22 protein-coding genes are annotated in these 24,361 nt (G+C 38.5%); 9 read left to right on the forward strand and 13 right to left on the reverse strand.

All coding sequences use genetic code 11. The features are described 5' to 3' along the window. Positions 1 to 105: 105 nt before the first annotated feature. From AWW73_RS00090 to AWW73_RS00105, 4 genes are read left to right on the forward strand one after another with little or no spacing between them, the layout of a single operon-like run. Positions 106 to 1,656 carry a circularly permuted type 2 ATP-grasp protein gene (locus AWW73_RS00090; protein ID WP_062848364.1) on the forward strand — a complete coding sequence of 517 codons (1,551 nt, stop codon included), beginning with the start codon at positions 106 to 108 and terminating at the stop codon, positions 1,654 to 1,656. A 22-nt stretch (positions 1,657 to 1,678) separates the two neighbouring features. After that, positions 1,679 to 2,275, forward strand: coding sequence for an alpha-E domain-containing protein (locus AWW73_RS00095; RefSeq protein WP_062848365.1), 597 nt, complete (start codon positions 1,679 to 1,681; stop codon positions 2,273 to 2,275). A 2-nt stretch (positions 2,276 to 2,277) separates the two neighbouring features. After that, entirely contained in the window at positions 2,278 to 3,057 is a 780-nt protein-coding gene (locus AWW73_RS00100; protein ID WP_061874596.1) for a transglutaminase family protein, read from the forward strand. Positions 3,058 to 3,073: 16 nt separating this feature from the next. After that, a complete protein-coding gene (locus AWW73_RS00105) occupies positions 3,074 to 3,808 on the forward strand; it encodes a proteasome-type protease (protein WP_002119721.1) in 735 nt (244 codons plus the stop codon). A gap of 60 nt (positions 3,809 to 3,868) precedes the next feature. Here AWW73_RS00105 and alr read toward each other — a convergent pair whose 3' ends face one another. The 12 genes from alr to ppsA all read right to left on the reverse strand — a co-directional run bounded on the left by alr (position 3,869) and on the right by ppsA (position 16,287). Next, the gene (gene alr, locus AWW73_RS00110; RefSeq protein WP_062848366.1) at positions 3,869 to 4,939 is read right to left on the reverse strand and encodes an alanine racemase; all 1,071 of its coding nucleotides are present in this window, start codon (positions 4,937 to 4,939) and stop codon (positions 3,869 to 3,871) included. A gap of 32 nt (positions 4,940 to 4,971) precedes the next feature. Then, a complete protein-coding gene (gene dnaB, locus AWW73_RS00115; RefSeq protein ID WP_002119718.1) occupies positions 4,972 to 6,417 on the reverse strand; it encodes a replicative DNA helicase in 1,446 nt (481 codons plus the stop codon). Between the two features lie 196 nt (positions 6,418 to 6,613). Further along, positions 6,614 to 7,060 carry a 50S ribosomal protein L9 gene (gene rplI / locus AWW73_RS00120; protein ID WP_000382591.1) on the reverse strand — a complete coding sequence of 149 codons (447 nt, stop codon included), beginning with the start codon at positions 7,058 to 7,060 and terminating at the stop codon, positions 6,614 to 6,616. 8 nt (positions 7,061 to 7,068) lie between these two features. Continuing rightward, positions 7,069 to 7,296, reverse strand: coding sequence for a 30S ribosomal protein S18 (rpsR, locus tag AWW73_RS00125; RefSeq protein WP_000090661.1), 228 nt, complete (start codon positions 7,294 to 7,296; stop codon positions 7,069 to 7,071). A gap of 11 nt (positions 7,297 to 7,307) precedes the next feature. Next, on the reverse strand, positions 7,308 to 7,691 hold the full coding sequence (gene rpsF, locus AWW73_RS00130; protein WP_002119610.1) for a 30S ribosomal protein S6: 384 nt from the start codon (positions 7,689 to 7,691) through the stop codon (positions 7,308 to 7,310). A gap of 181 nt (positions 7,692 to 7,872) precedes the next feature. Next, a complete protein-coding gene (gene cyoE / locus AWW73_RS00135; protein WP_062848367.1) occupies positions 7,873 to 8,751 on the reverse strand; it encodes a heme o synthase in 879 nt (292 codons plus the stop codon). A 10-nt stretch (positions 8,752 to 8,761) separates the two neighbouring features. Then, positions 8,762 to 9,091 (reverse strand): cytochrome o ubiquinol oxidase subunit IV, encoded by a 330-nt coding sequence (locus AWW73_RS00140; protein ID WP_000094534.1) that lies wholly within the window; start codon positions 9,089 to 9,091, stop codon positions 8,762 to 8,764. Continuing rightward, positions 9,091 to 9,711: a cytochrome o ubiquinol oxidase subunit III gene (gene cyoC / locus AWW73_RS00145; protein WP_016145819.1), complete on the reverse strand. Its 621-nt coding sequence runs from the start codon at positions 9,709 to 9,711 to the stop codon at positions 9,091 to 9,093. Before cyoC ends, AWW73_RS00140 begins: the two co-directional genes overlap by 1 nt. Positions 9,712 to 9,715: 4 nt before the next feature. Further along, a complete protein-coding gene (gene cyoB / locus AWW73_RS00150; RefSeq protein ID WP_016145818.1) occupies positions 9,716 to 11,707 on the reverse strand; it encodes a cytochrome o ubiquinol oxidase subunit I in 1,992 nt (663 codons plus the stop codon). Positions 11,708 to 11,710: 3 nt separating this feature from the next. Beyond that, on the reverse strand, positions 11,711 to 12,763 hold the full coding sequence (gene cyoA / locus AWW73_RS00155; RefSeq protein WP_016145817.1) for a ubiquinol oxidase subunit II: 1,053 nt from the start codon (positions 12,761 to 12,763) through the stop codon (positions 11,711 to 11,713). A 316-nt stretch (positions 12,764 to 13,079) separates the two neighbouring features. Continuing rightward, positions 13,080 to 13,835, reverse strand: a complete 756-nt coding sequence (locus AWW73_RS00160; RefSeq protein WP_031948816.1) for an RDD family protein — start codon at positions 13,833 to 13,835, stop codon at positions 13,080 to 13,082. 64 nt (positions 13,836 to 13,899) lie between these two features. Further along, positions 13,900 to 16,287: a phosphoenolpyruvate synthase gene (gene ppsA, locus AWW73_RS00165; protein WP_171068076.1), complete on the reverse strand. Its 2,388-nt coding sequence runs from the start codon at positions 16,285 to 16,287 to the stop codon at positions 13,900 to 13,902. A 147-nt stretch (positions 16,288 to 16,434) separates the two neighbouring features. Here ppsA and ppsR point away from each other — a divergent pair, with 147 nt between their 5' ends. The 5 genes from ppsR (at position 16,435) to pgaD (ending at position 23,623) form a co-directional block, all read left to right on the forward strand. Beyond that, a complete protein-coding gene (gene ppsR, locus AWW73_RS00170) occupies positions 16,435 to 17,271 on the forward strand; it encodes a posphoenolpyruvate synthetase regulatory kinase/phosphorylase PpsR (protein WP_016145814.1) in 837 nt (278 codons plus the stop codon). 385 nt (positions 17,272 to 17,656) lie between these two features. After that, positions 17,657 to 20,095: a poly-beta-1,6 N-acetyl-D-glucosamine export porin PgaA gene (pgaA, locus tag AWW73_RS00175; RefSeq protein ID WP_062848368.1), complete on the forward strand. Its 2,439-nt coding sequence runs from the start codon at positions 17,657 to 17,659 to the stop codon at positions 20,093 to 20,095. Further along, the gene (gene pgaB / locus AWW73_RS00180; protein WP_062848369.1) at positions 20,095 to 21,921 is read left to right on the forward strand and encodes a poly-beta-1,6-N-acetyl-D-glucosamine N-deacetylase PgaB; all 1,827 of its coding nucleotides are present in this window, start codon (positions 20,095 to 20,097) and stop codon (positions 21,919 to 21,921) included. Before pgaA ends, pgaB begins: the two co-directional genes overlap by 1 nt. Then, positions 21,921 to 23,168 (forward strand): poly-beta-1,6-N-acetyl-D-glucosamine synthase, encoded by a 1,248-nt coding sequence (pgaC, locus tag AWW73_RS00185; protein ID WP_062848370.1) that lies wholly within the window; start codon positions 21,921 to 21,923, stop codon positions 23,166 to 23,168. Before pgaB ends, pgaC begins: the two co-directional genes overlap by 1 nt. Beyond that, on the forward strand, positions 23,165 to 23,623 hold the full coding sequence (pgaD, locus tag AWW73_RS00190) for a poly-beta-1,6-N-acetyl-D-glucosamine biosynthesis protein PgaD (protein ID WP_016145810.1): 459 nt from the start codon (positions 23,165 to 23,167) through the stop codon (positions 23,621 to 23,623). The genes pgaC and pgaD overlap by 4 nt, the downstream gene beginning before the upstream one ends. A 38-nt stretch (positions 23,624 to 23,661) precedes the next feature. Here the strand turns inward: pgaD and AWW73_RS00195 are convergent, their stop codons facing one another. Continuing rightward, on the reverse strand, positions 23,662 to 24,225 hold the full coding sequence (locus AWW73_RS00195) for an NAD(P)/FAD-dependent oxidoreductase (RefSeq protein ID WP_062848371.1): 564 nt from the start codon (positions 24,223 to 24,225) through the stop codon (positions 23,662 to 23,664). Positions 24,226 to 24,361 lie beyond the last annotated feature (136 nt).

Genomic DNA, 24,361 nt, shown 5'->3' on the forward strand with positions numbered 1-24,361 from the left:
AGAAAGTTATAACAATGATGCCGAACAAGTATTAGAGATATATAAGTGGCACTGAAATTGCTTATTTAAAAATGAAATATAGATAAATGATAAGACGAGGTGGTTATGTCAGAACAAGAGCATGAATTACATCTAGATAATGATTTTTTTATACAAGAGCAGACAACAACAGCACTCATTAACCCAACCTCTTTTTTAGAACATATTTCTGTGCAAACCAATCTCTTTGAGCAACTTAAATCACAGTTCTTTAATGAGATGCTTGATGATGTCACATCGAATGGTGCAGCTTCTAAAAAAATTGAACAATGGTTAAGCATCCGTACTTTAGATGAGTTAAAGGAGTTAAATACCCAAGCAAAACAGCATTTTCTTTATCATGGGATTACTTTTAATGTTTATGGCGATAAAGAAGGAACGGAGCGCACTATTCCTTTTGATTTAATTCCAAGAGTAATCGAGAAAAAACAATGGGAAAAAATTGCCTCAGGCTGTGCACAGCGTGTTAAAGCATTAAATTATTTCCTAGATGATATTTATCATGGACAACATATTTTAAAAGAACAAATCATTCCCGAAGAACAAATTATGGGAAATGATGCTTTCCAGCCCCATATGCTTAAACATTCTTTAAAAGGAAAAATCTATTCACAAATTAGCGGGATCGATATTATCCGGGATGGTGAAGGGGAGTTTTTTGTATTAGAAGATAATTTGAGAACACCTTCTGGGGTGTCTTATATGATTGAGAGCCGAAATATTAGCCAGAAATTAATGCCTGAGCTATGTACAGCCAATAATTTACAAGGGATTGAGCATTATCCAAAACTTTTAAAAGAAATATTGCAAGAAAATTCTTCTGCAGATCAACCTTTTATTGTGGTGCTAACACCAGGGCGTTTTAATAGTGCTTATTATGAGCACGCTTTCCTAGCACGTGAAATGGATGTGCCACTGGTTACAAATCGAGATTTATTTGTAGAAAATGATCAAGTATTTGTCAAAACTATTCGTGGGCGTCAAAAAGTAGATGTAATTTATCGCCGTTTAGATGACGATTTTCTAGATCCTTTAGCATTTCGACCAGACAGTGCGTTGGGTGTAGCAGGTCTTATGTCTGCTTATTTGCAAAAAAATGTGGTGATTGCAAATGCACCGGGAACAGGTGTGGCTGATGATAAATCTATTTATCCTTATGTAGACCAAATGATCCAATATTATTTGGATGAAACACCAATTCTAAAAAATGTACCTACTTATCAGTGTCGTAAAGACGAACATTTAGATTACGTGCTTTCTAATCTTGATCAATTAGTCGTGAAGGAAGCACAAGGTTCGGGTGGATATGGCATGTTGATTGGGCCTAAAGCAAGCTCGTGTGAAATTGATGAGTTTAGAAAAAAATTGATTGCGATGCCTCATATGTACATTGCACAACCAACTCTAGCTTTATCTGTTGCCCCAACTTTAACGACAGGCGGGGTGGCTGAGCGCCATATTGACCTACGTCCATTTGTACTAAGTTCACCATATCGTACAGAGATTGTACCTGGTGGCTTAACACGCGTGGCCATGAAGCCTGGTTCTTTAGTTGTAAATTCGTCACAAGGTGGCGGTATAAAAGATACATGGGTTGTCGAAACATTACATTCCTGATTGTGGGTTAAAGAGGAACTTTATGGTTTTACTCAATTCGAGTGCGCATCAAATATATTGGTTGGGTCGATATTTGATGCGAGTTAAATTTGCAGCCTCTCATTTACCTTTTACACAAGATGAGAAAGCAACAAAATTTGCAGCAGCATTTGGTTTGGTCATAGAAAATGCTGAATTACTAAATCACTATATGTTAGACAAGAAGCAAACATTTTCATTACTGAACCAACTCATTATTGCTAAAGATAATATTCAGGAACTAAGAGGTATTTTGTCATCACACGCTTATGCGGAATTAAACAATGTGATCAACACGCTTCAACCTGAACCTAATGCATTGAATAAAGCTGTCAAACAATGCACTCAAATATTAGAAGCGGAACATGAAGATGTTCGTTTATTTTTGCATTTAGGCCAAAAAATAGAGCAATTTGATATAGAACTACGTTTTGGACAAGATTTATCTTTTCTCTTATTAGAGTTAGATATTTTGGTGCAACAGCTTGCTAATTTGAATTGGGAAAATATAGATGAGAATTGGCAAGTACTGAAGCAGCAACTTACGTGGGACGCTTATTATACTTTCACACAGCAGTTGGAAAATATGTTTGAGGGCTGATTATGAAATTGATGGTTAATCATCAAACGCATTATAGCTATACTGAAACTGCTCGGAACAGTATTCAGTATATTAAAATGATGCCTCAAACATCGCCTCATCAATATGTTATGAATTGGGCAATTAGCGTGCCAGGCGATAAAACGATAAAACGAGATATATTTAACAATGTATGGATGACGGCTAGTCAACGTTATTCATACCAACATCTTACTTTTATGGCCCAAGGAATTATTGAGCTTCAAGATGTAGAGCTGGGTTATGTAAATCTCTCTACACCAACTAATTTGTTTTTGCAGATGACAGGTGCAACTCGATGTGATTCGGAAATGTTGGACTTTGCCAAAAATATTGTAGTGGTCAAAGATCGACAGCATATAGCGTTATTAAGCGAATATATTTTGCAAAAAATACTTTATCAGCCTGAAAGTACATCGGTTCAAACAACTGCCATTGAAGCATTTCATGCAGGTCAAGGTGTATGTCAAGATCATGCGCACATTTTAATTGCGATGTGTCGTGCGTTACAATTACCTGCACGTTATGTCTCTGGTTATCTATTTGATCAAAACTATCCGCACCTTGCCAGTCACGCTTGGGCGGAGGTATTTTTAGAAAATCAGTGGTATTGTTTTGATGTAAGCAATCAGTTGTTTACACCCAAACATCACATCTACCTTGCTGTGGGTCGTGACTATCTCGATGTAGCACCTATTCGTGGTGTAAGAGAGCAAGGTGGAGTTGAGAGCATGATGTCTGTGGTTCAAGTATTGGCATGTTGAATGTAAAGAGAATGAAATGACCTATTGTTGTGCGCTAAGATTGGAACAAGGTTTAGTGTTTATTAGTGACACGAGGACCAATGCAGGAGTTGACCATATTTCTGTGTTCCGAAAGCTGCATACTTTTGGCGTTACCGGAGAACGTTTTATTGCTTTGCAAACCGCAGGTAACTTAGCAACAACTCAAGCCGTTATTGGTCATTTGCAAAATGCGCTAACTTTGCAGCAAGAACCTAATTTATATAGTGTTAATACGATGTTTGAGGCGGCTGAACTGATTGGCAAAACCTTAAAAACTGTTTTAGAAGATATTAGCTCAGACACTCAAGAACAAATGAATTATGCCTGTAGTATTTTGGTGGGGGGGCAGATTAAAGGTGGTGACATGCAACTTTATAATGTCTATCCTCAGGGCAATTTTATTTGTGCAACGACAGATACACCTTATTTTCAAATAGGTGAAAGTAAATACGGAAAGCCTATTCTGGATCGAGCTTTATATTATGCAATGCCACTAGATGATGCATTGCGTTGTAGCCTGATTTCTTTTGATTCGACTTTACGCTCAAATGTTTCTGTTGGCTTGCCACTTGATGCATTGGTGTACATCAAAGATAGTTTTGTGATTCCAATGGGAAAACGAATTACCGAAGATGATCCTTATTTTTCACAGATTAGTAAACAATGGTCGGATACTTTACGTCGTGGATTACAGGAAATGCCAAAACCTACTGATGATTATTGGCGATAAAATTTTGAATATTTAAATAAAAAAATCCAAGCATGCTTGGATTTTTTTATATTTTATTATTTAACTGCTTTTACGAGTAGGACGATTACTTAAGCGACAGAGTAATTCATATCCTATGGTTCCATTTGCGTCCGCGACATCATCAACTAAACGATGTTGGCCCCAGAGCTCGACTTGGGTGCCTAATTTTACTTGCATACCTGTCACATCGATTGCTAGCATATCCATACTCACTCGTCCTACAACCGCACAGAGCTGTTTATCAATAGCCACATAGTTCTGTTTAATATAAGCCCGTGGATAACCGTCACCATAACCTATAGAAACAATCGCGATATCCATTGCTTGCTTAGCACAGAAAGTAGAGCCATAACCGACATGTTCATTCGTTTGAATGTGATTTAGTGCAATTACTTCTGCTGAGAAAGTCATTACTGGTTTTAGGTCAAGTTCGTGAACCGTTTTATCGGCAAAAGGTGAGGCACCATAAAGCATGATACCGGGACGAACATAATCAAAATGTAATTCTGGCCACTTATAAATAGCAGCAGAGTTACAGCAAGATGCTAAAACTGGATCACACGCTTGTTTAACTTGTAAGAATTGTTGTTTTTGCTGTTCGTTAAGCGGGTGGTCTACATCTGCATTTGCGAAATGCATTGCAAGTACACAAGTATATCCTTCAGATTTTAAAGTCTTAATAACTTCAATAATTTCTGGATTTTTAAAACCTAAACGGTTCATGCCGCTGTTGAGTTTAACCCAGACTTTTAAACCTTGGGCGATGTAAGCTTGTTTGTGTTTAATTAACCATTCAAATTGTTGTTGATGGTGAATCACACATTCAAATTGTTGTTCAATTGCAGTCGGCATTTCATCTTCAGAAAATACCCCTTCAATTAAAGTGACAGGTTGTTGAAATCCGAGTTCACGAATTTCCAAACCTTCTTGTAGGCAGGCGACACCAAAGGCATCTGATGCATTTAAGGCTGCTAAACAGTCTTTGATTCCATGTCCATAAGCATTAGCTTTCACCATACTTACAATTTTTGAATTTTTTGCGAGTTGTTTGACACGGTTTAAATTATATTGAAGTGCATTGCGGTCAATATAAACTGTTGCTTGGCGCACCCTTATTTACTCCTTTGGGCTAGAGATAGAGTTTATTCTTCATCATCATATTGGCTGTAATACTCAGGAGAGAGATTACTAAATCGAGTATATTGACCTTCAAAAGCAAGACGAACTGAACCAATTGGACCGTTACGCTGCTTACCAATAATGATCTCTGCGGTGCCGGCTTCTTTTGACTCTTTGTTATAAACCTCATCACGATAAATAAACATAATTAAGTCGGCATCCTGCTCGATCGCACCGGATTCACGTAAGTCAGACATTACAGGGCGTTTATTTGGACGGTTTTCGAGACTTCGGTTAAGCTGGGAAAGTGCGATAACAGGACATTGCATTTCTTTCGCTAACGCTTTTAAGCTACGCGAAATTTCTGAAATCTCACCTACACGGTTATCACCCATGCCAGGAACTTTCATGAGCTGCAAGTAATCGACCATGATACAACCGATTTTACCATCATGCATTTTGGCAACACGACGCGCACGGGCACGCAGTTCGGTTGGAGGTAAGGCAGAAGAGTCATCAATATACAAATGCATTTGTTGAAGCTGCAAAATTGTGCCCGTCACCTTGGTCCATTCATCTGCATCTAAGTTACCCGAACGTAAATGTCCTTGATGGACTTTACCCATTGCAGAAATAAGACGCATTGCAATCGAGTCTGCTGGCATCTCCATTGAAAAGACCAGGGCAGGTAACTTGTTATATTGCAAAACGCTCTCAACCAAGTTCATGGCAAAAGTAGTTTTACCCATTGAGGGACGTGCAGCAACAATAATTAGGTCACCCGGCTGCATACCAGATGTTTTATTATCAAGTTCTAAGAAGCCAGTCGTCAAACCTGTAATATTGCCATCTAATTTTGAAAGCTCATCCAATTTACTAATTACGTCTGCGGTAACAGAACTAATAGATTTAGGGCCTGCATCTTTTTTATTATTATTGTGTTGTTCTGCTAAAGAGAAAATACTCGTTTCAGCTAAGTCTAAAATTTCACTAACACCACGACCTTTTGTGTCATAAGCATTTTGTAAGATTTCAGTACTAACTTTAATCATACTGCGTAGGGTAGAAAATTCTTTAATTTTAGTGGCATAGGTTTCTAAGTTGTAGAAACTTGATGGTGAATCAGCCATGAGCTGCATTAAATATTCTTCGCCACCAATAGCATCAAGTAAATTTTGTTTTAGAAGCCAGTCACTTACCAAGACAGCATCATAGGGTGAATTTTCCTGCGCTAATTTCTCAATTGCGCGAAAAATATATTTATGACGAGTTGCGTAAAAATCATTTTCTTTGAGTACATCGTTGACTTGCTCAAAAGATTCGGCAACTGTCATGAGAGCAGCAAGAACGGCTTGTTCAATGGCTAAATTGTGTGGGGGAGTGCGAAACTCTTTAAGTTGGCCTGATTCACTCGTTTTATTTTCTGTTGGAGATGAAAGCGCTAAAGAAGTGGCATTCGCCTGAGACATAATTAGACCTGATGATAAAGAAGGTGTACACAAAGAGGCTGTAAAGCCGAGAACTATCTTAAAACAAAATTAAATAAACTACCTAATTAAAAAACCAATTAAACTAAAGAACTGATCAGGAATTAATATATCTTATTTTAAAATTCTAAATATAAAAAAAGAGCATGCAAAAGCATGCTCTTTTTTTGATGAGAAATTACTCAGATACGATAGTAACGAGAACTTCTGCAACAACATCATGGTGCAATTGGATTGCGATGTTGAATTCACCAGTGTGACGAAGCGCGCCATTTGGTAAACGAACTTCTGCACGGTCAACTGTAAGACCAGCATTCGTTAATGCGTCAGCGATGTCACGAGTACCGATAGAACCGAAGAGTTTACCTTCGTCACCAGCTTTAGCAGTGATAACGATGTTAACTTCATTCAATTGTTCAGCACGTGCTTGAGCAGCAGCTAAAACTTCAGCTTCTTGCTTCTCAAGTTCAGCACGACGAGCTTCAAAAGCAGCAGTGTTAGCTTCAGTAGCTGCAACTGCTTTACCTTGAGGGATAAGGAAGTTACGGCCGTAACCAGCTTTAACTGATACTTTATCGCCTAATTTACCAAGGTTCTTAATGCGTTGTAATAAGATAACGTCCACAGATCACCTCACTTATGGTTGTCAGTGTACGGAATCAAAGACAAATAGCGAGCTTGTTTGATAGCAAGTGCTAATTGACGTTGATAACGAGCTTTAGTACCAGTGATACGGCTAGGAACAATCTTGCCGTTTTCAGTGATGTACTGTTTTAAAGTGTCGATATCTTTGTAGTCGATGTACGCAACATTCTCAGCTGTAAAGCGGCAGAACTTGCGACGACGGTAAAAACGTGCCATTGATGTTCTCCTTATTCAGCTTCTTGAGCAACTTGCTGTGCTTCTTCGCGTTGAGCTTTACGCGCACGCTTTTCTTCAGCACTCTTAGCAAGCAATGACTCTTCAGTGATTGCGTGTTCACGACGGATGATAAGGTTACGAATGATCGCGTCGTTATAACGGAATAATTCTTCTAACTCATCAAGCGTAGTTTGACCACATTCAACATTCATAAGAATGTAGTGCGCTTTGTGAATTTTGTTAATTGGGTAAGCCAATTGACGACGGCCCCAATCTTCTAAACGGTGAATTTGACCTTCAGCTTCTTTGATCTGAGAGATATAGCGTTCAACCATACCTACAACTTGATCGCTTTGGTCTGGGTGTACCAAAAGTACGATTTCGTAATGACGCATTGTCAGCTCCTTACGGTTTAAACAGCCCCTAATAAAAAAATTAGAAGCAAGGAGTCATAACTTAATAAGTTATGTCGCAAAATTTGCGAAGGCTGAATTATAGGTAAAAGTTCGACTAAAAACAAATCTTTTGATCAGAAAAGTAAAACTTCTTTACTATAAAGAGGAAATCCTCTCTTGTTTAAAAGAGAGGAAGATTTGGAGCAGGGGATTGATAGGTAAAGCTAAAGCTCAAACTTAACAAGGTAATTAATATGACCGAGTAGAGAAAAAAACGTTTAGCCCACAATTGATCATTTTCGGCTTTAAATCCAACAACTGATAAATATAACCAATATGCAGTCAAAGCATTAAAGGTAATTAAAAAGAATATATTGGTATAGCCAAAACAATATAGCCCATTCAAAACAGCTGCAAATAACAGGATATAGATTACACATTCAATTTTCGTACGATAAATAGAACGTGCTACAGGTAAAATTGGAATTCCCGCATTTTTGTAATCATCAAAACGATAAATTGCAATTGCCCAAGAATGAGGCATTTGCCATAAAGCGTATGCTAAAAACAAAAGCAAGGTTGCCACATCAAATTGATGAGTTACTGCTGTATAACCAATAACAGGAGGGCTCGCCCCGGAGATACTACCAATGACGGTTTGATGGATTGAGGTACGTTTAGTCCACAAACTATAAAAACCGACGTAGACAATAAAACCAATCATTGCAAACAAAAATGCGTAGCCATTTACACCGAACCACAGAATGCTAAAACCAATTACCCCAAGTACGAATGCATATATCATCGCAATAGTAGGAGAAATTGTTTTTTTAACAAGTGCGCGGTTTTGCGTGCGCTGCATCTTTGTATCAATATCTTGATCTATAACATTATTAACAACGCAACCAGAGGCTACAACTAAAGTTGTTCCGAGTAGGGTTAGAAGTAATAATAAGATGTCTATAGAGCCTTGGGCGGCTAAGAAAAAGCCGCCCAAGGTGGTAATGAAATTACCGAAGAGAATTCCTGGTTTAGTCAGGAATAGATATTTTTTCAACATGACAATCAGTTTAGATCATCATATTGTAGTGAAGGTAATTCATAATCCACACAGAACCGATTAAAAGTACAGCGATACAAAGGATTGTGTAGATGAATGCAATCATATTCCAACGTTGTTCAGATGATGTATTCATGTGTAAGAAATACACAAGTTGTACAAGGACCTGAGCAACCGCAGTGATTGCAATCACTGTAACTAAAAGACCACGACTGAAACCACCCGCCATCACCATCCCAAACGGGATGATGGTGAGGATAACAGAAAGGATAAATCCAACAGTGTATTGCTTAAAGTTACCGTGTGACGCACCAGCAGCATTATGCTCATGACTACTCATTAGAGAACTCCCATTAAGTAAACGACGCTGAATACACAGATCCAAACGATGTCAAGGAAGTGCCAGAACAAGCTTAAGCAAGCAAGACGACGTGTATTCGGTAAAGTCAAACCTTTAGTCTTGATTTGATACATTAATACAAGCATCCATACGAGACCAGAGGTTACGTGGATACCGTGTGTACCAACCAAAGTAAAGAACGATGATAAGAATGCACTATGAGTTGGACCATGACCTTCATGTACAAGGTGATGGAATTCGTAGATTTCCATCCCAATGAACGTTGCACCAAAAAGGAATGTGATAAATAACCAAGTGATGACTTGATTCACATTCTTTTTATAAGATGCAAGTACAGCAAAACCAAAAGTTACCGATGAAATCAATAAGGCGAATGTTTCAGTTAACACGTAGCCTAGTGAGTCATGGAATAGGTCATATGCACTTGGAGTTCCTGGTGGGATATGACTGCTTAATACAGCGAACGCAATGAAGAGTGATCCGAAAAGAATCAAGTCACTCATCAAGTATGTCCAAAAACCAAAGACCGTTAAATCAGTATCATCATGTTCATGATGACCGTCATGGCCGTGGTTGTCGTGATGAAGTACTTCAGCCATTTCCTTAGTCCTTCTTCAAGTGTTTTTCAAGTAAAGCATAGCGTTCGTTTTCAATACGCTCAACTTCAGCAGCAGGAACGTAGTAATCAACATTCTTAGTGAATGAGCTTACGATCAAGCTAACAACAGCTGCAACGAATGAAACAACAACGAGCCACCAAATATGCCAGATGAGTGCAAAGCCAAGAAGAGTAATGAACATTGCAATGACAAAACCAGCTGCACGATCAGTCGGCATGTGGATGTCTTCATATTTAGTGTTACGTGCGTATGCTACACCATTTTCTTTGTCAGTCCAGAAACGGTCGATACCGCTTGCATCTGGTTCATGCGCAAAGTTGTAGAACGGAGCAGGGGAAGAGGTCGCCCATTCAAGCGTACGAGCATCCCATGGATCGCCAGTAAGGTCCATGTTGTCTTTACGTTGTAAGAAACCAACGATGATTTGCATTAAGAAACATGCAATACCAATCGCAACAAGAACAGCACCAAATAATGCAATCGCAAGGTACGGATCCCATTCAGGGTTGTCATATGTATTCAAACGACGAGTCATACCCATGAAACCAAGGATATAAAGTGGCATGAATGCAAAATAGAAACCGAAGAACCAGAACCAGAACGCAGCTTTACCCCATGCTTCGTTGAGCTTCCAACCAAACATTTTTGGCCAGTAGTAAATGATGCCGGCAAACATACCAAACACCACACCACCGATAATTACGTTATGGAAGTGAGCGATCAAGAATAATGAGTTGTGTACCAAGAAGTCCGCAGGTGGAACCGCCATAAGTACACCAGTTAAACCACCGATACCGAATGTTACAAGGAAGCCAAGCGTCCATAACATTGGAGTAGTAAAGGTGATGCGACCTTTATACATGGTGAATAACCAAGAGAAGATTTTCACACCAGTAGGAATCGCAATAACCATGGTCATGATACCGAAGAACGCGTTAACGTTCGCACCAGCACCCATGGTGAAGAAGTGGTGAAGCCATACAACAAACGCAAGAACAGTAATCGCGATAGTTGCATACACCATAGACTTGTAACCAAACAACGCTTTACGAGAGAAGGTTGCAACGATTTCTGAGTATAAACCAAATGCTGGTAATACCAAGATATATACTTCAGGGTGACCCCATGTCCAGATCAAGTTCACATAAAGCATTGGGCTACCGCCAAGCTCATTTGTGAAGAAATGGAAGCCGAAGTAACGGTCAAGAGTAAGCATTGCAAGAGTACCTGTTAATACAGGGAATGATGCAATGATTAATACAGCCGTACAAAGTGAAGTCCACGTGAAAATAGGCATGTCCATTAATTTCATGCCAGGTGCACGCATTTTGATGATGGTAACGAAGAAGTTAACACCAGATAAAAGCGTACCTAGACCAGAAACCTGAAGTGCCCAGATATAGTAGTCAACACCTACACCAGGAGAATATTGAATACCAGATAGAGGAGGGTAAGCCATCCAACCAGTCGCAGCAAATTCACCTAATACAAGTGAAAGCATCATCAAACCAGCAGCACCAGCGAATAACCAGAAGCTTAAAGAGTTCAATAATGGGAAAGCAACGTCACGAGCACCAATCTGTAAAGGTACAGAGATGTTCATCATACCTACAACGAGACCCATTGCTACGAAGAAGATCATGATTACACCATGTGCGGTGAAGATCTGGTCGTAATGGTCAGGATGTAGATAACCTTCACCACCGCCTTTAGCGAGGAAAAGTTGTAAACGCATCATGATCGCATCGGCGAAACCACGCAGAAGCATGATAACGGATACGATGATATACATGATACCAATCTTTTTATGGTCTACCGTAATAAACCACTCTTTCCACAAATATCCCCATTTTTTGAAATAGGTGATACCGCCAAGCACTGCAATTGCACCAATTGCCATAAGGACCATGGTGACAAGTACGATTGGCTCTGTCGGGATAGAATCCCAACCCAGTTTACCAAAAATCATATCCATGTCTTATTCCCCTTGAGCAGCGTGTTCAGCTGCAGCATGAGTGTCAGCTGTTGCGTGTGCAGCAGAGTGGTCAACACCATGATAGTTACTCATATAGTGGTTGATAATTGTTTCAAACAATTTTGGTTCAACTGTAGAGTAATAAGTCACAGGGTGTGGCTTAGTCGGGAACGGTTTCATAGCTTCAGCTTCAGCAACTGCTTTTTCATCACCAGCAGCTTTAGCACGATTTACTAAATGCTCGATCTGATGCTTAGAACGGTTACCATCACGTAAGGTTGCCAATTCAGCTTGGTCAAGCGTAGTTTTTTGAACTGCTTCTGGGTTAATGGTTGAACCATTACCTGCTTTAACCGCTGCTACCCATTCGTTGAATTGTTGCTCTGTAACACTATGCGCCTTGAAACGCATTTGAGAGAAACCGTAACCTGAGTAGTTAGAAGAGAAACCACGATATACACCAGTTTCATTTGCTAACAAATGAAGGTGAGTTTGCATACCTGCCATTGCATAAATCTGGCCGCCTAACTGTGGAATGAAGAATGAGTTCATTGTAAAGTTAGAAGTGATTTTAAAGCTTAACGGAGTTTTTTCAGGGAAACGTACTTCGTTAACTGTTGCAATGTTTTGTTCAGGATAAATAAAGATCCATTTGAACTGTTCAGCAATAACTTGAATAGTTAAAGGTGCTTTATCTGATTCTAAAGGACGGTATGGGTCATACTTGTGGGAACCCCACCAAGTTAACCAAGCTAAAATACCAATAATAATGACAGGGATACCCCATACTACAACTTCAATTGCAGTTGAGTGTGCCCATGTAGGTTTATAGTCTGCATCTTTATTTGACGCGCGATATTTCCAACCAAACCATAATGCCATGATGATTGAAGGAATCACCACAAGTAACATTAAATAGATCGCAGTCATCATAAGGTCACTTTGACCTTGACCAACTGGACCTTTAGAGTTTAGAAGTACCATATCACCACCACACCCAGTCAAAAGTGCGGCAAGCGTTGATAAAGACAATACAGCTAAAATCGTTTGTCTCATTTTACAACCTCGGTGAAGAGTCCCATTCCCTAATTAAATATGGGATAGCGATTAAAGTGTCGCATGATTGAGAACGCTAATCCTAAAATTTAGACTTCTCAATTATATGACACCGCTACGTTGTAGGGCATTATGCCTCATATCGACAAACTAAGCTATACATAAAGTAGGCTGAAATAATTGTTTTAAAACCCGATTTTTTTTGTAGGGTATTTAATTTCAATAGAGCTTTTATTTAAATATCAACTCTCTATAGAAAAAAGGAGGCGGGGTGCCTCCTCTTTTTTTAGACATTAAATGAATGAGTCATTCACTATCATTTGATCACTTTTGTTCTTGCAATTTTGTCATGTAAAGCTTGTCGCTTTTGTCCTAATGCAAAAGCGTAGTCAATAATTGTACTGATCGGCATAAACAGTAAGTTTAATATGATAAAAACAATACTTCTTAATAAGAAGATACGGGTTAAATTAACCTTGCTATTATCCTCAGCATCTACAATTTTAATTCCAACGATTTTTTTACCTATGCTCTGCCCAAACTTCGTTAAAAGAATGGCTTGAATAGCAAGCATAATTACGACGTAAAGAAGCATTGAGTGCCAAGCTTCTATCGGAATTAAGGTAAAAAGTTGCTGTTGTAACTCTGCCGCTTTAGTCGATGCGACTTCGGCGGATTGCATCTGTTTTTGCAGCTCGAATAATTGCTTATATTGAGCTTCATTAAAGAAAAAGGAAGGAATTGCAGCGATTGGTAACCAAAGCAATAAATCAATAATTTTTGCTAAAGCCCGAGCTGGAATAGACGCAAGTTCATGAACTTTAGGTTCTACACGAATTTGACGAATAGTTTCATTAGTTGATGTATTCGTGTTTATTGTAGGTACAGAATAACCGATAGGTTGATATACAAGTTTACCTTGGGTTAATTCTCCTAAAGCTTTCCATTCTGTCATGCCTTCATGCCAAGCTAAATCAGTTAACAAAATTTGTTGGCTCGCCAACATTTGATTTACTTGTTCTAAAGTGTAAGGCCCAGCTTGTTGATTATTACGTGCCAAGTAAATTTGCATAAATAAAAATTCTCTATTCTAAAGATGAAAAAAGACCCATGGATGGGCCTTTTTTTATAACATATTAGATTTGCTTGATTTTTTCTTCAGCAAGGAAGAACCATGTATCTAAAACTGAGTCTGGGTTAAGAGAGACAGATTCAATACCTTGTTCCATTAACCATTTTGCAAGATCTGGATGGTCTGAAGGACCCTGACCACAGATACCTACATATTTACCTGCTTTGCGGCAGGCATGGATTGCCATTGAAAGAAGTGCTTTAACAGCTGCATCACGTTCATCAAATAAGTGTGAAACAATACCTGAGTCACGGTCAAGACCTAACGTTAACTGAGTTAAGTCATTTGAACCAATTGAGAAACCATCGAAGTGCTCTAGGAACTGTTCAGCTAACAAAGCGTTAGTTGGTAATTCGCACATCATGATTACTTTTAAGCCATTCTCACCACGTTTTAAACCATTTTGTGCAAGTAATTCAATAACGCGTTTCGCTTCAGATACTGTGCGTACAAAAGGAATCATGATTTGAATGTTGGTAAGACCCATTTCATCACGAACTTTTTTAAGTGCGCGGCATTCTAATTCGAAACAATCACGGAAGTTATCAGATACATAACGGCTTGCACCACGGAAACCGAGCATCGGATTTTCTTCTTCAGGCTCGTATAACTTACCGCCAATTAAGTTTGCATATTCGTTTGACTTGAAGTCAGACATACGAACGATCACTGGCTTGTCACCAAATGCAGCAGCAAGAGTCGCAATACCTTCAACCAATTTTTCAACATAGAAGTCTACAGGTGATGCATAACCCGCGGTACGAGTTAAAACCGCAGCACGAGTTTCACGAGGTAGACTGTCAATGTTGAGTAGGGCTTTAGGATGCACACCGATCATACGGTTAATGATGAACTCAAGACGAGCAAGACCAATACCTTCGTTTGGAATTTGAGCAAAGTCAAATGCACGGTCAGGGTTACCTACGTTCATCATAATTTTGAACGAAAGTTTAGGCATAGATTCAATTGAGTTACGTTGAACTTCGAAATCTAAAGCACCTTCATAAATGAAACCTGTATCACCTTCAGCACAAGAAACAGTTACTTCTTGTCCGTCAGTTAATACTTCCGTTGCGTTACCGCAACCAACAATAGCCGGTACACCAAGTTCACGTGCAATAATTGCTGCGTGACATGTACGACCACCACGGTTAGTGATAATTGCAGCAGCACGTTTCATTACCGGTTCCCAGTCAGGATCGGTCATATCTGATACAAGAACGTCGCCTTCTTGAACTTTGTCCATTTCTTTAATTGAGTTAACGATACGGACTTTACCAGAACCAATACGTTGACCAATTGAACGACCTTCACAAAGAACAGTACCTCTTTGTTTTAGAAGGTAGCGTTCCATAGTGCCTACATTTTGGCGACTTTTTACAGTTTCAGGACGAGCTTGAACAATATAAATTTGACCATCATCACCATCTTTTGCCCATTCGATGTCCATTGGAGCACCATAATGTTGTTCGATGATAAGAGCTTGTTTCGCAAGCTCTTGTAACTCATGGTCATTTAAAGCAAATTGTTGGCGCTCTTGTTTTTCAACGTCAACAACAACAACAGATTTACCCGCAGAACCTTCTTCACCATAAATCATTTTTTGGTGTTTAGAACCAAGGTTACGGCGTAAAACAGAATGTCTACCAGCATTTAATAATGGTTTAGATAGGTAGAATTCATCAGGGTTAACGGCACCTTGTACAACCATTTCACCTAAACCGTAAGATGCAGTGATAAATACAACATCACGGAAACCAGATTCTGTATCAAGTGTAAACATTACACCCGCAGCGCCAGTTTCAGAACGAACCATACGCTGAACACCCGCAGATAATGCCACAACGTCATGATCAAAGCCTTGGTGTACACGATAAGAAATTGCACGGTCATTATATAAAGAAGCAAATACTTCTTTGATCGCAATAAGTACGTTATCAATACCGCGAATATTCAAGAAAGTTTCTTGTTGACCCGCGAAAGAAGCATCTGGTAAATCTTCAGCAGTAGCAGATGAACGAACGGCAACCGCGATATCAGGGTTGCCGTTAGAAAGTGCTGTAAAAGCGGCGCGAATTTCTTGTTCTAAGGTTGCAGTGAGTGGAGTCTCTACAATCCATTGACGAATTTTAGCGCCTGTTTCTGCAAGAGCATTTACGTCATCGACGTTGAGTTGAGCAAGTTCTGCTTGAATTCGAGCGTTAAGACCACTTTGGTCTAAGAACTCACGATAGGCAGCAGCAGTAGTTGCAAAGCCACCAGGTACCGATACACCAGCATTTGATAAATGGCTGATCATTTCACCCAAAGATGAGTTTTTCCCACCTACGAGTTCGACATCGTGTTTCCCTAATTTTTCTAGACCGATTACGCGCGCTTCCAAAGTTTTCACTCCACTTTTGCAGTATTAATGTCTATCTTGGCATGAAATTATAAAAATAAAGTGCTTAGTTGAGAATTATACTAAGCGACAGTCATGTAAGATCAGTTTACTATAAAGATTATATAGCACTAAGACAAATGTTTAAGGAGAATTTTAATGTCAGAAAGTAAACAATTTAAGCGGAGTGTTTTTTTTATTTCTGATGGAACTGCAATTACTGCCGAGACTCTTGGACATTCGTTATTAGCACAATTTCCCAATGTAGATTTTGATATTCACATCATGCCGTATATTACAACTGAAGAGGCGGCAATGGATGTGGTAGTTGAGATTAATCGATGCCAAACCAAAGACGGTTGCCTACCTTTAGTATTTGATACTTTAGTTGATCCGCATGTGCGAGAGATTATTAATACAGCTAAAGCGGTTAACCTAGATGTGTTTGAAGGTTTAATTAGCAAACTTGAGCAAGAGCTTGGAACACCACCAACAACATTGGTCGGGCAGACCCATGCGGTAACCGATTCTGAATACTATAAAGCCCGTATTGATGCCGTTCATTTTGCACTTGATAATGATGATGGAGCTCGTACGCGTCATTATGATAAAGCAGATTTAATTTTAATTGGAGTTTCCCGTTCAGGTAAAACACCGACTTCTATTTACTTATCTCTTCAATTCGGTATTCGGGTTGCAAACTATCCATTAACTGAAGAAGATTTAGATGATAACCGTTTACCAGCAGTATTAAGAGCTCATCGTAATAAATTATTTGGTTTAATGATTGATGCTGAGCGATTGGTCGCGATTCGTAGTGAACGTAAAGCCAATAGTCGTTATGCGAGTTTTAGTCAATGCCAAATGGAGCTTAGAGCAATTGAAGGAATTTATATTTCTGAAGGCATTAAATATTTAAATGTGACTGAAATGTCAATTGAAGAGATTTCAACACGTATTTTACAAATGACAGGATTAAAACGACGTATTGGTTAATTTAATCAAGTGCTTATTTTAACCATTCAATTATTTATATTAATTTATAGATAAGTTGAATGGTTTTTAATATATTTCGTAGTGAAAAATAAAAGTTTTATATATAAAACCAGATATTATTAAATAGTTTTTGTTGGTTATAAACCCGTAGTTATTTTGAAACTTATTTGTAAATTTAAATAATACTATTGAAAAGAAGTGTATGTGTTTTATTACAACAAAAAATAGTAATTATTTAATTTTACTAAATATTTTAGAAAAGCATTCATAAAAAATCCATAATTCATAAAATGTTAAATAGATCACACTTTTTTAGTGTTATGTGATTAATTTTTAATTTTAATTATACTTTCCCACCTCGATATGGGACTATCCGATTATCAAAATGCTAAAAAAATGTGTTTTTTCATTGGTATATATCTTGCCACTTAATTTATATGCCGCTCAAGTAGATGAATTGCGAGAGCAAGCTATTCACACTTACAAAACTGGACAAACTCAACAAGCAATATCGCAACTAGAACAATTGTTGAATAAATACCCGTATGACCAAAAATTGCTAGCCGATTATTTAGTTGTAATGTCTAGTGAGAAAAAAGATCTAATGACTTTTTCTCAGCATTTAGCAAATGTTAATTATGTGACTTTTCCAGAATATGGGCAATTCCCTTTATTACGTAATTTTCGTGATTTTAAACACTTTAAAAATGCGATTGAGTGGTCGAATAAATTTAATATTCAAAAAACGCCTGATGGCCAGATTTTGTTAGCAGTTTTATATGCAGAGGCTCAAGATCCTGTAAATGCAAAAATACACTTAAAAAATATTAAGAGTAAAAACCTTACAGCTGATCAACTTGTTCAAATTGCTTATGCGTATCGACTCATTAATTCGCCTGTAGATGCTTTATCTACAATTGAGCAAGCTTATCAACAGCAGCCAAAGTCTTTTGCGGTTTTGCAAGAATATACTTACGATTTAGCGGCTGTAGGTGCCTATAAAAAAGCTCAGCAGCTATTACTTGCCAGCGATAAAAATGTACAAACTGAATCGTTAAAACACTGGTTACAAGTCAGCGAGTTTTCTCAACGTGTAAATAACGCAATTACTCGCTATAAATATCTGAATCGGGAAGGCATGTCGGACAGTGAAGGCTTTGCCGAGCTTGATGCTGTGTTGAAACAAGGTGAGCAAATACAGCCTTTGATTCAACCGTCAGACCCTAATTATTTAAGATTTCATTATGACTATTTATATGCTTTGGACTTTCGTGGGCGTAGCCGTACGGTATTAGATGAATTTACTAAATTAAATGTACCTTTAGAAAAACTACCGGCTTATGTCCGTCATGCGATTGCTGATAGTTATTTAGCTGAAAGACAACCGCAGCAGGCTGAACTTGCATTTAAAACCTTACTTACCGAAAAAAACTACTCAGATATGACGGTATATACGGGGCTTTATTATTCTTATATTGAACAAGAAAAATATAAACAAGCGGAACAACTTTTGAATGAAGTGGATCGATTGATTCCTACATATAAATATAGCCAAGCCAAAGGAGTAGATAAATCAAGCCATCCTGATCGTGATGATTATATCGCTTTACAGGGTATGCATTTAGCTTATGCAAATCATTTGGATCAATCAGAAAAGCATTTTCAGAAACAAGTAGATCTTGCACCTGCTAACGAAGGCTTAATTAATAACCTTGCTCGTGTTGAGCGCTGGAGAGATAAGCCATTACAGGCGAAGCAAACAATTGATCGTTTAAATGGTTTAACACCCGTTGCGAAAGATACCCGAATTAACCAAATGCAAAATGCTCAGGCTTTAGGGAATATTCCTGAGTGGCGCAAAAGCACAGAAAGTCTTTTGCAATATTATCCTGAAGATAGTGGCGTGGTTAAGAGTCGAAAAGAGTTGGATGATCGTGATAGAGCAACGATTTCACACTCAACAACTTGGGGCCAAAGTAAAGCAGAGAATAGTGATTCTGTGAGTGGGCAAAATGGTTTAAAAGACCGCGAAATGGAAACTCGTATTAATAGCCCGTGGATTAAAGATAACTATCGTCTATTTGCTTGGCATCAAGATCGTTATGGTGAATACCGTTTTGGTGATGTGCATGATCAACGTTATGGTGTTGGTGCTGAGTGGCAAGCAAACCGTAAGGCATTGTCGGCAATCTTGTCGAAAAGTACAGATGGTGGACAAGCAGGTGTTCGTCTTGACTGGTCGCAATGGTTAAACGACCACTGGCAATATCAATTGGAATATGACAGTCAGGCTAATATTCCATTACAAGCAATTGATGCTGGTGAGGATGGACAAGCTTACCGTGCTGCTTTGACATGGCAAAAAGATGAGTCACGCCAAATTGGGGCGAGTTATGGCTTAACCGATATAAGTGACGGTAATAAACAACAAGAGTTTTCGACTTTCTGGCGCGAGCGGTTATTTGATGCGCCTCATCATATTACTTACGGAACCGTTCGTGGGTTTTATGGCAGCAATAGTCAAGATCAGACAGCTTACTTTAGCCCAAGCAATCACTACAGTGCTGAGTTGAATTTAAGCCATGACTGGGTCACTTGGCGAGAATACGAGCGCTCATTTAAACAGCATTTCGAAGCTGGAGTAGGGCTTTATAAACAAGCAGATTACTCAGCTCGACCAACATATTCTTTGCAATATCAACATCAATGGCAGCTCTCACGGACTTGGCAACTTAATTATGGAATTGGTTGGCAATACCATCCATACGATGGTCATGATGAACAACATACCTATGGTATTTTTGGATTTGAAGGGCGTTTTTAATGAATAATATGATGTCAAAAATGTTGAGCTGCGTGTTTGCCTCAACATTATTACCCGTACAATTTACCTATGCCCGCGTTGAAACTGAACTACCAAAAAATCATACGGTTTCTTTAACTTTTCATGATGTACGGGATGACGTGCTCAAAGAAGGTGACCGTGATGTTTATGCGATTCATACCAATAATCTGGCACAGTTTCTTGACTGGCTTAGTCAGTCAGACTGGAAACCGATTCGTTTACAAGATATTGAAGAGGCGCGTAAGCAAGGTAAAGAATTACCTCATAACTCTATTCTACTCACCTTTGATGATGGTGCTTTAAGTAGTTATAGCAGAGTATTTCCTTTACTTAAGCAATATCAGATTCCAGCAGTTTTTGCTCTTCCAACCAGTTGGCTAAATGGCAATACTCAGGCAGGTTTTGAAGCTTACGGGCAGGGTAACTTGGTGAACTGGGCGCAAGTTCGTGAAATGCAAGCCTCAGGGTTAGCCGAGTTTGCAAGCCATAGCGATGATTTGCATCATGGGATATTAGCCAATCCTCAAGGTAATGAGCAACCGGCTGCAACTTCTTATGCCTATTTAAAATCGCAATCACGTTATGAAACCGATGCGGAATATCAGCAGCGCATTTTGCAGGATTTAAAAAAATCTTATGCCGTTTTGAAAAAAGAAGTTGGGGTTAATCCTAAAGCAATTATTTGGCCCTATGGCGCTGTGAATGAGCAATTAGAAAAGTTAGCACAACAGGCTGGTTTTCAGTTTTCGTTTAGTTTGGGGCGTGATGGTATGAATCGCGTGAGTGACTCAACTTTTAAGCGTAGCTTAGTTGTTAATAACCCTACAGCCGAACAACTAACAGAGGGCATGTTAAATATTCTGAATTTCGAAGAGTCAGATTTATTTAAGCAACCACGTCATTTTGTGAGTATGGATTTAAAGAAGTTAGCAGCGCCACAAAACACCCAAACAGATGAAAAATTAGGGCAGTTGTTATCAAAACTATATAGCTTAAAAAATAATGCCTTAATCTTAAAACCTTTGGAAGATAAAGATGGAGATGGGCAATATGATGTTGCTTATTTCCCTACAAGTAAAATGTCTGTTCAACAAGATATTTTAAATCGTAGTTTATGGCAGGCTCAAACTCGTGCGGGTCAAGCAGTAATATTAGAGTTACCAGCTTATCCTCAAAAAGATAAGCCATTTTTAGCAGTAGATTTGGCTAAAGATATTGCACGCTTTAACAGTAATTTAAGTGGTGTTCAGCTTAATGCAGGATCATCTTTAAATTGCGCAATGCAAAAAATAACCGTGCAAGAAAGCAGTTGCATTGAACAATCAAAACAGCTCGCACAACTTGCCCAGCTGACTAAAAAAGCAGTTAAACCTTATTTAAATATGAGTAATCAGGCACAGTTTAGTTTATTGCTTACACCTGATTTAGATCATATCGAAAATCTACCTGAGCTTATAAAAACACTTTTAGTGCAACATGATTTAGTCAATTTGAAGTTCGATGTGATTGGCAAGAAAAAACAATTTAATCAATTGTTAATGCTTTTAAATACACTTGATGCAAATGATAAGCAAAGAATAATGCTGACTTTAGTATTACCGGAAAACTCGCAAAAAACTGCATGGGAAGAAGTTCAGAAAGCACTCTTTTCGATTCAACGGGTAGGGATCCAGAAATTCGGTGTTGATGGCTATAATTTTGAAAAATCAAAAGATGTTCATCAATATTTATATAATCCGATTAGTTTGAATTATAGCCCTGTGATGTATCAGCCTTTTGCTGGATTGGTAGAGGGGAAAAAGTAATGAGAGTATTACTCGATATTCTATTTGCTTTTGCCTTTTTATATCCCTTACTAATGGCTTGGACATGGATGGTAGGGGGACTCTGGTTCTTCTTTAAAAGAGAATACCGTGAACAAGCACTTCCTGAACCTACAGATGAAGGATGCAGTATCATCATTCCGTGTTTTAACGAAGAAGCGCAAGTACGCCAAACAATTCGTTATGCGCTACAAACCAAATATCCTAATTTTGAAGTGATCGCCGTTAATGATGGAAGTAGTGACAGAACAGCTGAAATTCTCGATGAATTGTCAGCGCAATATTCACGACTTCGGGTTGTGCACTTGGCAGAAAATCAGGGTAAGGCCGTAGCTTTAAGATCGGGCGTATTGGTGAGTAAATATGAATATCTTGTTTGTATTGATGGAGATGCATTATTACATCCGCATGCCGTACTTTGGTTAATGCAGCCATTTATCAATTTTCCGAGAATTGGCGCGGTAACGGGTAATCCACGAATTTTAAACCGATCTAGTATTTTAGGAAAATTACAGGTAGGTGAATTCTCTTCGATTATTGGTTTGATTAAACGTGCACAGCGTACATATGGCCGTATTTTTACAGTATCTGGTGTGATTGCAGCATTTCGTAAAACAGCACTCGTTCGAGTTGGTTTTTGGTCAGACGATAAAATTACCGAAGATATTGATATTTCATGGAAGTTACAGCTCGACCATTGGGATATTCAGTATATTCCACAAGCGCTTTGTTATATCTATATGCCTGAGACATTTAAAGGTCTGTGGAAACAGCGTCTTCGCTGGGCGCAAGGTGGGGTAGAGGTTCTTATAGAATATATTCCACAAATGTTCAAACTGCGTGTTCGAAGAATGTGGCCAGTCATGATTGAGGCGCTAGTCAGTATTATCTGGTCTTATGTCATGATTATGATCTTCACGCTATTTTTTGTTGGATTATTTGTTGAGTTGCCTCAGCAATGGCAGATCAAAACCCTTATGCCACAGTGGTACGGTGTAATACTCGGCGGAACATGTTTGATCCAGTTTTTAGTAAGTTTGTGGATTGACCAACGTTATGACCGCGGGCGTTTCTTTAGAAATTACTTCTGGGTGATTTGGTATCCGTTGTTTTTCTGGTTATTGACTTTGTTTACAAGTGTTGTGGCGGTACCAAAAACTTTATTTAACACTAAAAAACGTGCTCGCTGGGTAAGCCCAGACCGTGGCTTCCGTGGAGATAACCCATGAAACCTGAGGAAAATAAGGATATAGAGACCTTAGATATCCCTGAATATATTGATCAGCCGGAATATGTCAAAAATAAAACGGCAAACTATACATTACAAACCATCGGTTGGTTTTGCTTAATGTGGTTGCTTTTTCCATTAGTCTCACTGTTTTTATGGGTCTTTGAAGGTCACTTAATTTATGATTACGTCTGGGTTGACCATATATCAGAAGTTAAGACCTTATTACATTTAGCGTTATTGATCGGAATTAGCGCGCTCATTTTAATTTTATGGGCAAGTTATAACTGGATTAGGTTTAGTGGTGAGGACCGAAGAGCTAAGGCACCTAATAGTTCTGTTGAGTTGTTAGCGGCCCAATTTTCAGTTACTTCCGACATGCTAAATGATTTGCAAAAAAAACAACGCATCATTTTGCATTACGATGATCACGGTAATTTGCAAAAATATGAATAAATAAAAAAGCATGGTCTAAAAACCATGCTTTTTTATTTTTATGCAGTGGTTCTAATAATGATGTCAATAGGGTGTTCTATACCGTCCATACTATGAATAGAAGTAGGGGTAATCTTAACAATGGGCCAAGTTTGTAATTTACAGTTAGGTTTTTGAAGTGCAGCATAATAGCTATCAGATTTAAAAAACACTTTTTTGGTGGTTGCAATATTGGGGGTTAAAAGGCGTTTAAGCCACGTTTCACTCACTTGCGTGTCAAGAAAACGTAAGGCCAAAAGACTTTTTACTCGATTATTAAATAATCTCCGGTTTTTGATAATGAGGGGATGGGTAATTAACTTATTTGTGCCCATTTGACTGAGGGGCAAAATAAAATGAGGGGCGATTTGAAATACAGTCACAGATTTTGCTTGTTGACAGATTTTTTCAAGATGGGTCACGCTATCTTGATTAGTTCCAATAATTGCGACAGTTGAATGTGAAAAGTCAAATTCTTTAATTGAACTTGATGAAATCACTTGTCCAGTAAAACCTTCAAAATCTTGAGAAGTATTCTGAAAAATTACTGATTTTGAAGTGTTATTTTTAATATTAATACTCATTTTCCAAAAGTCCTTTTGGTTTTTAAATCATGATGTTTTTATCGTTTTAATATAAATAACCAAGCAGCAAGTCGGGGTAAAGTCTTTTCAGATAGATGGTCGTCCCATACTCAAAATCAATTCAAGTATGGGAGGG

This window comes from Acinetobacter lactucae, from assembly GCF_001605885.1.
GTDB lineage: Bacteria > Pseudomonadota > Gammaproteobacteria > Pseudomonadales > Moraxellaceae > Acinetobacter > Acinetobacter lactucae.

Bases quoted from the DNA above. Each gene is read 5' to 3' on its own strand.
- AWW73_RS00090 (WP_062848364.1), top strand. From the start codon at position 106: ATGTCAGAACAAGAGCATGAATTACATCTAGATAATGATTTTTTTATA.
- AWW73_RS00095 (WP_062848365.1), top strand. From the start codon at position 1,679: ATGGTTTTACTCAATTCGAGTGCGCATCAAATATATTGGTTGGGTCGA.
- AWW73_RS00100 (WP_061874596.1), top strand. From the start codon at position 2,278: ATGAAATTGATGGTTAATCATCAAACGCATTATAGCTATACTGAAACT.
- AWW73_RS00105 (WP_002119721.1), top strand. From the start codon at position 3,074: ATGACCTATTGTTGTGCGCTAAGATTGGAACAAGGTTTAGTGTTTATT.
- dnaB (WP_002119718.1), bottom strand. From the start codon at position 6,417: ATGTCTCAGGCGAATGCCACTTCTTTAGCGCTTTCATCTCCAACAGAA.
- rpsR (WP_000090661.1), bottom strand. From the start codon at position 7,296: ATGGCACGTTTTTACCGTCGTCGCAAGTTCTGCCGCTTTACAGCTGAG.
- rpsF (WP_002119610.1), bottom strand. From the start codon at position 7,691: ATGCGTCATTACGAAATCGTACTTTTGGTACACCCAGACCAAAGCGAT.
- cyoE (WP_062848367.1), bottom strand. From the start codon at position 8,751: ATGTTGAAAAAATATCTATTCCTGACTAAACCAGGAATTCTCTTCGGT.
- AWW73_RS00140 (WP_000094534.1), bottom strand. From the start codon at position 9,091: ATGAGTAGTCATGAGCATAATGCTGCTGGTGCGTCACACGGTAACTTT.
- cyoC (WP_016145819.1), bottom strand. From the start codon at position 9,711: ATGGCTGAAGTACTTCATCACGACAACCACGGCCATGACGGTCATCAT.
- cyoB (WP_016145818.1), bottom strand. From the start codon at position 11,707: ATGGATATGATTTTTGGTAAACTGGGTTGGGATTCTATCCCGACAGAG.
- cyoA (WP_016145817.1), bottom strand. From the start codon at position 12,763: ATGAGACAAACGATTTTAGCTGTATTGTCTTTATCAACGCTTGCCGCA.
- AWW73_RS00160 (WP_031948816.1), bottom strand. From the start codon at position 13,835: ATGCAAATTTACTTGGCACGTAATAATCAACAAGCTGGGCCTTACACT.
- ppsR (WP_016145814.1), top strand. From the start codon at position 16,435: ATGTCAGAAAGTAAACAATTTAAGCGGAGTGTTTTTTTTATTTCTGAT.
- pgaA (WP_062848368.1), top strand. From the start codon at position 17,657: ATGCTAAAAAAATGTGTTTTTTCATTGGTATATATCTTGCCACTTAAT.
- pgaB (WP_062848369.1), top strand. From the start codon at position 20,095: ATGAATAATATGATGTCAAAAATGTTGAGCTGCGTGTTTGCCTCAACA.
- pgaC (WP_062848370.1), top strand. From the start codon at position 21,921: ATGAGAGTATTACTCGATATTCTATTTGCTTTTGCCTTTTTATATCCC.
- pgaD (WP_016145810.1), top strand. From the start codon at position 23,165: ATGAAACCTGAGGAAAATAAGGATATAGAGACCTTAGATATCCCTGAA.
- AWW73_RS00195 (WP_062848371.1), bottom strand. From the start codon at position 24,225: ATGAGTATTAATATTAAAAATAACACTTCAAAATCAGTAATTTTTCAG.